Below are 13,604 nucleotides of genomic sequence, written 5' to 3'. Positions count from 1 at the left end.
TTTTGGACCAGCAAGTCGGTCTTAAATGTACTGTTTAGTTGGCTTAATTTGCAGCACAGCAATATTGTTGCGTCGTGGACGTTCGAGAATGTACAATACAGCATCAGCAATATCTTCCGCAAGGAGCATTTCCTCATTTTTCTGCATGTCGCGCTCTTCAGCAGGGGAGGTGGGTTGCATGTCAGTACCTACCGCTCCTGGCTCGATAAGCGAAACGCGGACTCCATGTGGATTTATTTCTTTGCGGAATGCCTCGCTGAAGCCTTGAATTCCAGCTTTCGTGCCGACGTACGCCGAGCTGTTTTTTTCACGTACGTCAGCGCTCATCGATCCTACATTGATAATGTCGCCTTGCACACCGTTTTGGATCATTCGGGAGCCAATTTTTCCGGCAAGATGCATATATGCCCATAAATTAGTTTTTACGAGATAAGCTAGTGAGTCGCCTTGCTCATCCATAACCCCGTTATAAGGCAGGCCAGCATTGTTAATGAATATGTCCGGACACCCATAATCGTCTAAATATTCCTGCAGTATTTTTTCGATGGCTCTTTCATCAGTAAGATCCGCGATCAGCCCATTTAGGGTGCCACGCCTCTCCAATTTATTATAATCGGTTAGAAGATCTTGTAATTTCTCATAATCTCGGCCGATCAACGTGACATGATAGCCGGCTTCTGCGAGTAGGAGCGCTATTGCTCGTCCGATCCCGGCTGTTCCCCCGGTAATTAATACCTTCTTATTTTGTTTGCTATCCATATGTTTCTGTACTTATTAATTCCATTTAATAGTTACTTCCTGCCCGCCATATACTTCCGTAGTATTCTTATCACTATCTAACGTTTCCGATTTATCATTCCAATAGATCCTGAAATTGTTATTCTCTGCACCAATAATTCGTATCGGGCAACGGTTTGCGGACGATCCCGCGAGTAAAAAAGTGAAAGACTTCTCCGTGCGCTTGCTTTCCAGCACCGGGTATCCGATGTAGCAAAAGTTTTTGTCGTTGGCAAGCTGATGCAAATGGTGAAGCGCGACGTAAAACATTCCTCCGCAACCATATACTTCTTGCCCTACGGAACCGATTGGTTCCCAGCCATCACCTAAATCTTCTACAGGAATCCACAACTCCTTATTAATATATCCAGTTTTAGGTGTGGGAGCTATTACATCTGGCGGCAGCATCGGTGGAAAATAATAGGGCATGCGGCCCAGCATGTACTTTGTATATTCCGGCAGCAACACCTTTATTTCATTTGCCACAGGCGCACGATACTGGTGTACAAGCTTAACGTATCGATTGAACGAAGCCAGGCATTCTTCTTCCTCAAAAAGAGCTGCATATGGAGCATCTGATAAAGGGTACATAGTGAAGAAGCTCGGGTATTCTTTTGCATTCCCATAGGTCATTGCCCATAGGGCAGTATTACGCAATAAATGTGCTATGCACATTTCGCTTAGGTGTAGGTATTTCTCTTCCTTCGTGATGTGCCATATCTCCAACATCGCTTCAGCAGCGTAGGCTGTGTTGTTAGCCTGATAAAGTATATTATTACCCAGATCAAGTAAAGCGTTTGCGGCGCGCTTCGCTTCATTAAGGTGTTTTTTCTTTTTAGAGAGTTCATACGCGCGAAGCTGTAAAAAAGCATAAAGACCGGGAACATCTCGCTCGCCTCCTTTGCCGGGCGCAGATTCTGCTTTCTTTATGTCAAGCGTATCCAAATCATAAAAAACCGGCCACTGGTAATCGAATGCTTGCGCTACCTTGGTGCAGAAATTTACAGACTCAAAAAAAAGAGTTTCCAATTCCGGTGTGCCGTATCCGCCGCTGAGAACGAAAGCCAAATTCAATAGGGGGTGGTGAAGATACCACGCATCCATTATTCGCGGTTTTTTATGCTCTTCGCTATGGTCCAAAAGATACTCTTTTTGTGGAATCCAACGTACCAAAGAACGAAGTTTTTCGTCATAAAAACGCGGTATACCTTTGACAATGTTATTTATTATCTCTTCCGTTTCCTGCTTAGGATATTTTTTATGAAATGCTTGGAGAGGCCACAAAACAGCGAGTTGAACCATGCTTTCCGCAGGGTTTTCATAATCGTTTACATAAGCATTTAAGTATGCGTCTGCTTCTACCTGTTGCCAACAACCGTGATTTTTACATAGATCGGTCGCGCCCTTTTGTATCATTTCAAGCACGTTTTCTAATACTACCATGGGCTTATCCAACTTTTGATAGATCTGATATTGGTGCCGTAGAAACTGCATTGCGACATCATGAGATGACCTGTAGCTTTCGTTTTCGAATATTAAATACGCGTCACATATATCATAGGAAGTGTTTGCTTGTAAAGGCTGATCCAAAGATTGGGGTAGGGCAAAACCCAAGGCCGGCCATGCTACTGAAACGCTGTCCATCAATGTCACTTCACAAGCTTCGGCATAGGCCTGCACCGCGCTTAGATTTTGAAAATAAAACAATGTGCCTTTTGAAGGTCTTTTAAAAGAGCACGAGCAAATTCCCGATCGACCACCTTTTTGTTTGCTAAATATAGTCGGAGCTTGCGGAACGGAATAATCGTTATACAGTACCAACAGCTCTGCTTGGCTACCCTCGAAATAGGTGGTTGCTGAGGGAGTAAATTGCACCCGGTAGTGTATTTGGAAATTTGGTTCTAAAGCCCAATGTACGTGTATCACGTGCAGGCCCAAACTTGTGCTCACGTTTAGTCTGAACCCGTGCGCTTTGTCAACGAGCTCTATTTTTAGATCCCGGCCATGATGATCTACCAATCGTATAAGCACTTGGTATGCTTTCGATAGCTCGACTAACATAGCCGTTTGCTCCGCAAAAGATATTAACTGCAATCGCTGCCTTCCTATGGTATAATCCTGTTGGATGGTGTAATCTTTCTCTTTTAATCTTTCGATCAAAGATTGATGCTGCTGTTTTAAAGGCTTGCTGTCTTCCATACTTTGTTCAATAGTTAATTGATCTACTATCTTAGGCCATGAAGTCCTAAGCAACATGTTTACACTGAACGAAAACAATATTAAATAGTTCTGAGCACATGACTGTGCGGGGTTAGACTAATTCGCTAAGCCTCGCATACAGTAAAGAGGAGAGATACACTCCGTATAAAAAACATAGAGCAATGAGTATAAATTGTGAAAATTGCGAAGTTAACTTGTAAACGTATTGACAAAATTGTCGTTCAGTACATATCAAAATTAAAACTATCATGGCAAATAAATCACAAGAAAAACAACAGCAAGGAAACATGCCTAATGCGCATTTACATGAACTTTTGGTAGATGAATTAAAAGACATTCTGGGCGCAGAAAGACAGCTTTTACAGGGGCTTAAAAAGTTGAGCAAAGCGGCAAAAAGTGAAAAATTAAAAGCTGCATTTGACACGCATTACGAGCAGACCGAAGGCCATATCGAACGTTTGAAAACTGTGTTTTCTAGCTTAGGCTTGGCTGCAAGAGGTAAAAAATGTAAAGCGATGGAAGGTTTGTTAGCCGAAGCTGAGGAAATTATTGAGGAATTTCAAGATAGCCCGGAAGTGCTTGATGCTGCATTAATCGTAGCGGCACAAAAAGTAGAACATTACGAAATCGCAAGTTATGGTTGCGTCGTCACCTTCGCAGAACTGATGGGACATGATGAGGTGAAAGAAGTGTTAGGACAAACGTTAGCGGAAGAAAAGGAAACCGATGAATTGTTGACAACGATCGCGCTTTCTGAAGCCAACGTACCTGCCGAATAAGCCAAGGTACATACCACAAGCCGGCCAAAAGGTCGGCTTTTTTTATAAGAAACCTGTGCGGCTGACATACATCCCCAATAGCGTGATGTACCTCTGTTTGCGGATCCTATTGCGTGTTTGGGGAAAAGAATGACTGGGCAACTTTCCGTTGCAGAAATGACAGTCATGATCATTTTGGGGGCGATCATTATCGGTCCGATGCAACTGTCAGATCTAGGTTTCTTCCACGGAAGAGTGGCGCTACATTTTATAGCGGGGTTGCACGTACTATTTACTCACTTGGAAGTTGCGAAAATCTTTTCATAATCGCTGCAGAGGTTTAAAGGGGAATGACGCTCGCCATATCCGTAGATACGCTTGGACAAAGTATTTCGGGAACGTTTGACAACTTACCATGTTCAACACCCGAAGAGGTATTAAACTATTAAATAAACATAAAATGGAAAGAGACGGTAACAACAGAAGCATTTGGCAGGATGTTCCAGATCGCACCATAGGCAAAATCTCCAACCGGGAGGACGTGGACGTGCTTGTAATAGGCGCTGGAATAACCGGTATGACAGCAGCATTAGCATTACAGGAAGAGGGGCAGATATGCTCTGTGCTGGAAGCTAACTCAATAGCCTTTGGTACCACCGGGGGTACATCTGCTCATTTAAATACGGTATTAGATACACCTTATTCTGATATTATAAAACAGCATGGTTTAGATAAAACCCGAGAGGTTCTGCAATCAACTCGGAGAGCCATGGACTTGATTAGAGATAACGTCGAAAAATATGCTATTGATTGTGATTTAATTGACTGTAACGGACAGATGTATGCCACAACCGGAGAAGAAAAAGAGGAACTTCAAAAAATAAAAGATGCAATCTTGCAGCTAGGCATCTCATGCAGCGAAATAGACAACCTAGCTATACCAGTGAAACCTCTATATGCTATAGAGTTTGCTGAACAGGGCCATTTCAATCCTACTAAATATATATTAGGTTTGGCCGGTGCTTTTGAAGCATTAGGCGGAATGATCGTGACGGGCGCCTTGGTGCAACACGTCAAGCGTATAGATGGTAGGCTTTCGGTAACAACTGCGGATGGACGAGTGTTTCGAGCCGATAAGGTTATCTATGCCACGCATACGACCCCAGGTATCCAACTTATGAATTTCCGTATCGCGCCCTATCGTAGTTATCTTCAGCTTTGGGAATTGGCGGATCATGCGGCCTATCCAGATAAAGTTTTATACGACATGGAGGATCCTTTTCACTACTTCCGAACTGTAGTGCAGGGCGAAAATCGCTTTTTGTTGGTTGGAGGGCAAGATCATAAAACTGCCCATGGCGAAAATGAAAATGTTAATTTTTTAGAACTACAGGCCTTTGTAACTGCCAGATTTAATACGAAAAGAAAGGTATATCAGTGGTCGTCCCAATATTACGAAAGTCAAGATGCCTTGCCTTTTATTGGCTATTATCCTGGTAAATCTGATGGTCGCGAGCTTATCGCTACAGGGTTCGGCGGCAACGGTATGATCTTCGGGTCTCTTTCCGGGCACATGCTCGCCGATCTCATTCTAAAAGAGACATGCGAATTCGAAAAGCTTTATTCGCCAACGCGTTTCGGACCGCTTTCCTCGGTGAAAGATCTTGTTATGGAAAATGTTGACGTTGTCAAACATTTCGTGAAAGATCGTTTAGCTGTGGATAAAATCGAAGGACTTTCGGAACTGGCTAAGGGCGAAGCTGCAGTGCTAAAATATGAGGGTAAACGAATTGGTATATACAAAGATCAAGAGGGGGCAATTAGCGCCGTTGATCCCGTTTGTCGGCATGCTGGGTGTATTGTTAAATGGAACAATACAGAAGAAAGTTGGGACTGCCCCTGCCATGGAGCCCGCTACGGGATAAATGGCGAGTTGCTTACGGGACCCGCTGTCGCTCCTCTTGCTAGCCATGACATTGACAAACTCTAACAACGCACCTAGAAAAATAACAAATATTTATAAACTAAATAATTGATAGATGAAAGCAATGAATTATAGAGGGCCTTTTCGGGTAAGAGTTGAAGAAAAACCTATGCCCCAAATACTACACCCCGAGGACGCAATTGTACAGGTGACCCGAGCATGCATATGTGGGTCTGACCTGCATTTATATCATGGTATGGTTCCTGATACACGCATCGGAAGCACTTTTGGTCATGAATTTATCGGCATAGTCCGTGAGGTGGGGCCGGGAATTACCAAATTAAAAGTTGGTGATAAGGTGTTGGTACCCTTCAACATCGCCTGTGGAAGATGCCACTTTTGTAAACAGGGGCTATTCGCCAACTGCCACGAGTCAAATGCCATGGCAACCGCTGTGGGCGGAATATTTGGCTATTCGCACATTGCCGGAGGCTTTGATGGGGGACAAGCCGAGTTTGTTCGGGTACCCTATGCAGATGTAGGACCTACTGTAATTCCTGCGGATATGGATGATGAAGACGCCTTGCTACTTACCGATGTATTGCCAACTGGATATCAGGCTGCGGAGATGGGTGGGATCAAAGTCGGTGATACCGTAGTGGTTTTTGGTGCCGGCCCGGTTGGTATTATGGCGGCGCGTTGCGCCTGGCTATTTGGAGCTACACGCGTAATTGTCATTGACCACTTGGAGTATCGTTTAGAATTTGTCCGCCAATATGCCGCATGCGAAGCCTATAACTTCCGAAGCATGGATGACCCAGTACTTTTCATCAAGCGCATTACCGATTGGCTTGGTGCAGATGTTTGTATTGATGCTGTAGGTTCAGATGCGTGCGGTAACGCCATGCAGACCATAACGGGTAAAAAACTATTGCTTCAAGCTGGAGCAGCCACCGCGTTGCACTGGGCAGTAAATGCTGTAAAAAAAGGGGGGATAGTATCTGTTGTAGGAGTGTACGGTCCGACGGACAATTTAGTACCCATTGGCAATGTTGTAAATAAAGGCATCACTATTCGCGCCAATCAAACATCCGTCAAACGACTGTTGCCAAAGTTGATGGAACACGTGAAGAATGGCGTCTTAAGTCCGAAAGATATTATTACGCATCGCTTTGCTTTGGAAGACGTTGCAGAAGCATACCAAATGTTCTCCGCAAAACTTGATGAATGTATTAAACCCGTGCTTATTCCAAGCACTGTTAATTAATAGCCATGGAAAACGAAAATCTAAAAGAACAATTTAAGCATATTCCCGGATGGGGTATAGATGTTGACTGGGAAAACAACCCAGTATACCCAATGAAAGATATTGAAGAAGATGATAAATCCGCTAGCTGGGACAGGCCGGCGCAACAGATCACTTCGAAAGAGGTGCAACGATCGAATGAGCGGCCAAAGCTTCCTGCAGTGTTCGGTGATACGTTACCACCAGCTGGACTGAGTGGGCAACTGAGACGATACGCATTCCACTATAGCGAGTCTAAGTATCGCCATTGGTTACCTCTCTTGCTTGCCGACCGTGTCAACGAGGTGGAAGGCATTGTTGCAGACATCAAGTCAGGAGTATTTCCAAATATATGGAAAGAACGTGGATTTGATGCGCATTGGAAATATGATAGGCAAAAGCTAATCAAAAATTTAGCTACTGTGGCAGCAGTCAGTATTGGGGTATTGATTTTGTTTCGCCGAAAATAGCAGGCACGATTTACGCTTTGGGAGGAGGATAAAAACTTCCCAAAGCTAAATTCCCATTTTCAAACATTGATATTACTTTTTAAGCTAATGAAGCAGACATTCTATAAGCGAAACTCGCTTTCAATCGTAATCATATCCTTATTCGTTCTGGCATGGGCAGCTCAGTTTTATTTCGGCTGGCTGGTAAATAATGAAGAGCTAGAGAAGGAGGGAGCGAAGAGCCTTAATGCCTGGAGTTATGCGCGTAGCGGACATTTTATAGCGGCTACTTTCGAAAACTTTCAAAGTGAGTTCTTACAGATGTTTTTGTATGTGGTATTAACCATAGGCCTCCGACAAATTGGATCCGCTGAGTCCAAACCGCTTGCGGGTAAAACGGAAGTTGACCGCCCACCGCGTCCACATGTGCATGCACCGATGCCTGTTAATCGGGGCGGTTGGAGATTGCTGCTGTACAGCAATTCGCTAACTATCGCATTTTTGCTTTTGTTCCTGGTAAGTTGGAGTATGCATCTCTATGGCAGTTGGCAAAACGTTAATGACTTACGTCGAGCAGCTGGAGAAAACCCAGCCAGCCTAGGTCACTTTTTATTAGAGCCAGATTTTTGGTTCGAAACCTTTCAAAATTGGCAAAGCGAGTTTCTCTCCGTGGCTTCAATCGTGATATTGACAATTTTTCTTAGGCAAAAAGGGTCGCCCGAGTCCAAACCAGTAGACGCTTCGCATTGGCAAACCGGAAAATAAAGAAGGTCATTACAGTGATTTCGACGCTATGACCGTACTTCAAAAGCGACGTGTTGCACCGTCACCGGGCTTATCTTCAATGCTTCTTGCAATTCTCTATCGCTCTTAAACGCTAATTTATCAAGTAGTCTACGCTCTATCGCAAGGGCAAAGTTGTCCACCGCAAATGGCCACGGCTCTATCGTGTAGGTATCTTCATGCACAGCGGATATGAAATACGTTACGCCGTCGGGGCCGTCACTAATCGCTAAAGATCTGCCTTCAGGAGGTACCATTCGTTGACAGATCAACAACGAAAGCGCATCACACCATTGGAGCATGGTATAATATTTTTCCATAGTAGCCATTGACAACCCGACATCTTTGCACCAACGTTGTTTAGAAGTTTCAAGTGCATTACAGAAGCGCGTTGCCGCCGAAGAAAGACCACGTTGCACAAACTGCATATGAAAAGCAATCAATATAGCTATAAATGTACTGCTCGCATTGGCTTCATCCAGCAATCGTTCGCAATCAGCCTTATCAAAGGTTTCCATTTTAAAATCCTTTGGTCCACCAAGGTCGTTAAGAAGACCCTCTCGTCTGAATTCTGTATAGTCATTATCATGATTCGCGGCAGCCAAGATAAGATCAATCTTATTAGGATCCTCCTTAACCCAGATAAGATTTGCCATAAGGCTTGCCGCTAGCCGTGCATGGTGTCGTTGTAAGACAGCTTCAAATCCATTTTGGAGATATGTTACAATCATAGTGCTTTCGCGTAAATACTGTTTCTGATGATGGGCTAAAAGTTTACGGCATCACCCGGCATTGTATCCTCTAGGGGCGTCTGGCGCTCTGGGATTCCCACTTTAAATCTATTGCCTCGGCTTTGTTTGTACCGCAAATACGCTTCGTAGCCAATAAGGGCTATAAAACCGCTTTGTGCCAAAACATCAATAATAAAATGAAAGGAGAAGTGGTCGTTAACAAGATATCGAATGTCAATATAAAGAAAGCTCAGTGCTAAACACAATCCTAAGAAAGAATATCGCTTAATTAGCAGACTTATTGCAGCGCATATGGTGAGTAAACCAACAAGCGTCAACATGGCGTCCTCATTCGTATAGCCATACACGTCTCGATAGCTGGACGCGTGAATAAGAGGCCAAATCCCGATGGCCATATAATAAAAACCTTGAATGCGTACCGTTATTCTTTTCATATCAATCATACAACGTTCGTAATACGTAAGAAGTTCTTCAACGACGAAATATCCGTATTTATCAGCTCCATGGAGTGACTAATACCGCTCGGAAGCCGATAAATTCGGATATCCAGGTAATTATTTAATCCCCTAGCAGACCGTCGATCAACCGTTTCCACTGTGGATACGATAATCCGATCTTGGCACCCAAGCCAATAAACGCATTACGAGCGTTTTCTATGAGCAACTCGCTTTCCATATTCGTCTCTTCATTTCGCCCATAATAATTTGCATGTAAAGTAAGGTCTTTTAACTCAATTTCTATGTTTGTGCTGGCGATGGGCTTGAAGAAATGGGCGATTTCATCTCGGTCACGCAAGATTTCTGGAGGCATACTCGGTTGCAGGGAAATTTGTATGTAGCAGTCCTCTAAACGGTCTTCTAACTGTGTTACCTTCACCCAGTCATAGCCTTTGCCCACAATGCTCCCCGGTCCGGGGATGTCAATTTTTACATAGTCCCCCACCTGCGGCACACGAGACAGTTGCTGACCCAACGAGTCTACAAGCGCAAATGTTGCGGAAGCTGTTCCTGCATACTGATCCCATTTATTTATAGCATAAAGACGTTCACGTGCTTTATTGAATGCACCTAAAGCTTCTTCGGCCGTGTCGTATGTTTTCTTGTCTAAAATATCCAACCTTTTCCCGGTTACTTGCGATGGTATATTGCTTCTTTCCATATCCATGATTCTTCGTTGAATGTTTCGTTATAAAAGTTTCATACCTCTAGCTGCAAGCCTTACAAAAGATAGTAAGCGCAAGCAAATGCTTAGCGTGATACACGTAGTATATCAATTATGGTTTGGCAGATGTCCACAATTGTCTTTTCAATGATCTCCTCAGGGCTGCCTTGGTGAACCACCCGGTGTTCGTGAAGAGATGCGTTATGCACTATGCTGAAGAACATCGTACCTACAGGCTTCCCAGGACTTTCACTTCCCCCGGGAGTCGTGAGCCCGGTAATCGCCACGCATATTTCCGCGGACATTTTCCGTTTTAGTGACCAACACATGCTAGTTGTCACCTCTGCTGATTCTGGAGTGTAGGTATCTATCGTCGCTTTTGGAACGCCCAGCATATCTTCTTTAACGCAGGCATTATAACAAACAATTCCACCTTTCAGAATGTCGCCTGACTGCGGTGTCAATGAAAATTCATAGGCAAGCCTGCCGGCTGTGGCGCTTTCTGCAAATGCGATGCTAAGATGATGCTCGGCCAGTAAACTACTGCATTGAGCAACTGCACTTTTGTAGTAAATATTCATCTGTCTATTGTCCATAGTTAATCCTTGAGCCGTGCAATTCCTCCGATTGAAGCCGAATGATACCTCGTAATGACCGAAGCTTTGGTGGATTCGGCTTATTTTTACACAGGCTATTTTTAGCAATCGAACGGTTTTTTTTCAAAATAGTTCTCATGCTAGCATATTATTATATCGTTTTACAGGCCATTTATCTATCTAGCAGAACGACCAGCAATATGATTAATCGCCCCAAGATGTAGACGCCCATGGGGATCAATAAAAACCATATCAGAGCCTTTTTTTGGCGTCGAGTCATATCATCATTTTTCTAATACCCGAACGTAGCTGCAACGAAACAGTTTTATGACAGACAGATATTAGTTATGAAAGAACATTCGAATAATTACAGTACGAGATAATGCTACTCATGATAGTTTCATCGTGAACCATTACGTGCTGAACTCGTTAGATGGTAAAAAATATAATGTTATGATACTACCTATACTATTCGGAATTCTATTTATTATAATCTGCATTGTACTTATCATTCGCAGTCAAAAGAAAAAAGAAGTAACCCCACGAAAACGGTAATCTTTTTGTGCTGAATTGATGTCACCTTTGCGGGGTGCAATCTGGCGACCATGACGGAAAGGATATTTACATCTAAATAAGGATGTAAATGATGTTTAATTTGTGCAGACACCCCATGCGATGAGGCTGGAAAGTTTTGATTGCATCCGCTAATTTACAGCTAAATCGCAAAATATATTAACATGTAGCGCATGGCGATAGAATTTGCTGACCAAGTGCATTAACTAGCTTAACATGTAGCGCATGGCGATAGAATTTGCTGACCAAGTGCATTAACTAGCTCAAAGATTTGACGGTATGTTTTTATATTTCTCCATAATGTGATTGATACGTAAAATGCGAAGATAAATACCCTTAGTGGTTCACGTGTAAACTAAATGGTTCTTTGCACCATTATTAAATAGCTTAAACAATAAGCGAAGCATATTTTGTACAGTTTTAACAAATTATAAATAATACCAAAAAACGAGAACAATGGAGAATCTAGAAAACAACAACAACGCTAAAGAAGGCAAACTAACAAAAGATATCGAGAGCAAGACAGGACAGATTCCGTCGACTGTCTTTTTGTGCGCGGCGGTCGCTGCTATGGCAGGGTCTGCAGTATTAAAATGCATTGGACATAAGCATACGGCCTTATTTGTTGGCCAGTGGGTAGCGCCCTTCCTTCTTTTTGGGATCTATAATAAAATAGTGAAAACAGAGGGCCACGATTAGTTATTTGCTAAAAAGCTGTCCAAAAGGAAATCTAAAGAAATTCGATTTTTAGACCCTTTCTTCGGTTTGGTAACACAGGAATAAACTAGAAATACATAATTATGGGAACGAAAGTAGAAAATGAATTAAATGGCATCCGTGAGAAGGAGAAAAAGCAAGAAGGGGATACTTACAAAGAGCTGGGATCTGTAGTCGAAAAGACTGAAAAAACAAAGGATGCGGATGCGGAAGCCGGTGTAGATCCGCAAGCGGAACAGATGAACGAAATGCCCAACGATCCCACGGATCGACCGAAAGAAAAGCAAGAAAAGAATGACAAAAAGTAGTTTGGCTTCGATCATTTTTATAAGCAGGCATATGATAAATATGGCTGCTTTTTTTACGCAAATATAAACCATAAGATGGTAGGCTAAACCGCTAGGGCTTAGTTCTTACAAATTTTCCAGATACACTTTTATATATCCTATCCATTATCTTTCCCAATACGGCCAACCTATCATTTGTGATCAACGACCGAAAACTTAAATCTTCATTAATTTCTTCTCGCTTTCCCAAAATGAGAAAAAACCATGTCATTTTGATAAGGTTTTACAGGCTTCGTATTTCTTAGTGTTGATATATCTAATTGATTGATAATATATTATAAGTTATTTTTTTATTTAGGACTATTTTTTGGTATGCCCGTACCAAAGGTTATAAAAACAAAAATATTGGATATGAGACACAACACGTTAGCCCGCTGTCCAGAACAGCGGTCGTTTTCACAAATGGGCATAATACAGCCGCAGGCAAGCTTATGGCCTGTTAATGCAGTAGCACTTCGATTACAAAATCAGTTCATCACACATTTAATTAAGGCGTCGATATGTTATTAGTAATAGTCGTGGTGGTAGCCCTTGTATGCTTTTGGCTGCTGATGAAGTCCATCGAATTTTTTGCAAAAATTTAACGGTGGTCTATCTCATTCAATAGAGAAATCACATCATATTAAAAATCCATACTTCAGGAATTGAACGAAGGAATCATTATAAAGCAATGAACAAACTTAATTATTTGAAGGCCAGCCATCGCATGGCGGGGCACTTTAAGGAAATCAGCGGTGAGATCATCAGTCTAGCGCAGCACCGAAATTTTGCAGGAGTAGTGCAGGCTTTAGTAAACTACCTCAAGTCGCTCCAATCCATCGGACAGGAAGCCAAATTGCCCCGCTATATCTGTTACGTCGGAAAGATATACAATAGGGGGAATGGTTATGTTCGATACATGATAGAGAACCTGTTTGTACGTGCGCTGGGTAGTCTGGAGCGACGATCTAGCTCAACTGGTTGGCAAGCAATTGCGAAGCGCATGCCTAAAACCTTTACCGAGATTTATTTAAAACAGATTAACGAATCAACGCTACACTATTAAACATGGCATTGCTATTTATCGCGGCGCTAGCAGTGTTTGGATACATCTGCTACGTGCTTTTAAAACCGGAGAAATTCTAAAGCTTTATTCCTATAGAAACGGTGCGGTTTGCTATGGCGCTATTTTTCGGCAATCGGAATCTTTCTGCACCGTATGAGCATGTGCTACTCGTGATTAGGGCAGCCTTCTCGTCATCTATTAAATATTATCTTCATGA

The 13,604-nt window shown here is 42.8% G+C and carries 16 protein-coding genes; 10 read left to right on the top strand and 6 right to left on the bottom strand.

All coding sequences use genetic code 11. The features are described from left to right. Nucleotides 1-21 precede the first annotated feature (21 nt). Both DI53_RS17690 and DI53_RS17685 read right to left on the bottom strand, forming a co-directional pair. Nucleotides 22-759 carry an SDR family oxidoreductase gene (locus DI53_RS17690; RefSeq protein WP_037502965.1) on the bottom strand — a complete coding sequence of 246 codons (738 nt, stop codon included), beginning with the start codon at nucleotides 757-759 and terminating at the stop codon, nucleotides 22-24. A 15-nt stretch (nucleotides 760-774) separates the two neighbouring features. After that, nucleotides 775-2,976: a hypothetical protein gene (locus DI53_RS17685; RefSeq protein ID WP_131555360.1), complete on the bottom strand. Its 2,202-nt coding sequence runs from the start codon at nucleotides 2,974-2,976 to the stop codon at nucleotides 775-777. Between the two features lie 269 nt (nucleotides 2,977-3,245). Between DI53_RS17685 and DI53_RS17680 the strand changes: the two genes are divergently transcribed. From DI53_RS17680 to DI53_RS17660, 6 genes are all read left to right on the top strand, one after another. Continuing rightward, nucleotides 3,246-3,776, top strand: coding sequence for a YciE/YciF ferroxidase family protein (locus DI53_RS17680; RefSeq protein ID WP_081939496.1), 531 nt, complete (start codon nucleotides 3,246-3,248; stop codon nucleotides 3,774-3,776). Nucleotides 3,777-3,905: 129 nt separating this feature from the next. Next, nucleotides 3,906-4,082: a hypothetical protein gene (locus DI53_RS20395; RefSeq protein WP_157836796.1), complete on the top strand. Its 177-nt coding sequence runs from the start codon at nucleotides 3,906-3,908 to the stop codon at nucleotides 4,080-4,082. Nucleotides 4,083-4,215: 133 nt separating this feature from the next. Continuing rightward, nucleotides 4,216-5,745, top strand: coding sequence for an FAD-dependent oxidoreductase (locus DI53_RS17675; RefSeq protein ID WP_037503207.1), 1,530 nt, complete (start codon nucleotides 4,216-4,218; stop codon nucleotides 5,743-5,745). Nucleotides 5,746-5,794: 49 nt separating this feature from the next. Next, a complete protein-coding gene (locus DI53_RS17670) occupies nucleotides 5,795-6,946 on the top strand; it encodes a zinc-dependent alcohol dehydrogenase (RefSeq protein ID WP_037502964.1) in 1,152 nt (383 codons plus the stop codon). Nucleotides 6,947-6,951: 5 nt separating this feature from the next. After that, nucleotides 6,952-7,434 carry a hypothetical protein gene (locus tag DI53_RS17665; protein WP_037502960.1) on the top strand — a complete coding sequence of 161 codons (483 nt, stop codon included), beginning with the start codon at nucleotides 6,952-6,954 and terminating at the stop codon, nucleotides 7,432-7,434. An 87-nt stretch (nucleotides 7,435-7,521) separates the two neighbouring features. Continuing rightward, nucleotides 7,522-8,178: a DUF6766 family protein gene (locus tag DI53_RS17660; RefSeq protein ID WP_037502959.1), complete on the top strand. Its 657-nt coding sequence runs from the start codon at nucleotides 7,522-7,524 to the stop codon at nucleotides 8,176-8,178. Nucleotides 8,179-8,204: 26 nt separating this feature from the next. On the opposite strand, the gene DI53_RS17655 is transcribed toward DI53_RS17660, so the two are convergent. The 4 genes from DI53_RS17655 to DI53_RS17640 all read right to left on the bottom strand — a co-directional run bounded on the left by DI53_RS17655 (nucleotide 8,205) and on the right by DI53_RS17640 (nucleotide 10,705). Beyond that, nucleotides 8,205-8,927, bottom strand: coding sequence for a DUF3891 family protein (locus tag DI53_RS17655; RefSeq protein ID WP_037502958.1), 723 nt, complete (start codon nucleotides 8,925-8,927; stop codon nucleotides 8,205-8,207). A gap of 35 nt (nucleotides 8,928-8,962) precedes the next feature. Next, the gene (locus DI53_RS17650; protein WP_131555358.1) at nucleotides 8,963-9,382 is read right to left on the bottom strand and encodes a hypothetical protein; all 420 of its coding nucleotides are present in this window, start codon (nucleotides 9,380-9,382) and stop codon (nucleotides 8,963-8,965) included. A gap of 124 nt (nucleotides 9,383-9,506) precedes the next feature. Then, on the bottom strand, nucleotides 9,507-10,106 hold the full coding sequence (locus tag DI53_RS17645; RefSeq protein ID WP_131555356.1) for a hypothetical protein: 600 nt from the start codon (nucleotides 10,104-10,106) through the stop codon (nucleotides 9,507-9,509). 89 nt (nucleotides 10,107-10,195) lie between these two features. Beyond that, nucleotides 10,196-10,705 carry a CinA family protein gene (locus DI53_RS17640; protein ID WP_241462466.1) on the bottom strand — a complete coding sequence of 170 codons (510 nt, stop codon included), beginning with the start codon at nucleotides 10,703-10,705 and terminating at the stop codon, nucleotides 10,196-10,198. A 1,029-nt stretch (nucleotides 10,706-11,734) separates the two neighbouring features. Between DI53_RS17640 and DI53_RS17635 the strand changes: the two genes are divergently transcribed. The 4 genes from DI53_RS17635 (at nucleotide 11,735) to DI53_RS20780 (ending at nucleotide 13,467) form a co-directional block, all read left to right on the top strand. Further along, a complete protein-coding gene (locus tag DI53_RS17635) occupies nucleotides 11,735-11,977 on the top strand; it encodes a hypothetical protein (RefSeq protein WP_037502950.1) in 243 nt (80 codons plus the stop codon). A 101-nt stretch (nucleotides 11,978-12,078) separates the two neighbouring features. After that, a complete protein-coding gene (locus tag DI53_RS17630) occupies nucleotides 12,079-12,303 on the top strand; it encodes a hypothetical protein (protein WP_037502947.1) in 225 nt (74 codons plus the stop codon). 709 nt (nucleotides 12,304-13,012) lie between these two features. Further along, the gene (locus DI53_RS17625) at nucleotides 13,013-13,387 is read left to right on the top strand and encodes a DUF7674 family protein (RefSeq protein WP_052072539.1); all 375 of its coding nucleotides are present in this window, start codon (nucleotides 13,013-13,015) and stop codon (nucleotides 13,385-13,387) included. 2 nt (nucleotides 13,388-13,389) lie between these two features. Next, a complete protein-coding gene (locus DI53_RS20780; RefSeq protein WP_071790524.1) occupies nucleotides 13,390-13,467 on the top strand; it encodes a potassium-transporting ATPase subunit F in 78 nt (25 codons plus the stop codon). The last annotated feature ends 137 nt before the right edge of the window (nucleotides 13,468-13,604 follow it).

Source organism: Sphingobacterium deserti, from assembly GCF_000757725.1.
In the GTDB taxonomy this organism is placed as follows: Bacteria; Bacteroidota; Bacteroidia; order Sphingobacteriales; family Sphingobacteriaceae; genus Sphingobacterium; species Sphingobacterium deserti.
Note: the sequence above shows the minus strand (reverse complement) of the source record. Positions and strands in the feature narration are given on the sequence as shown.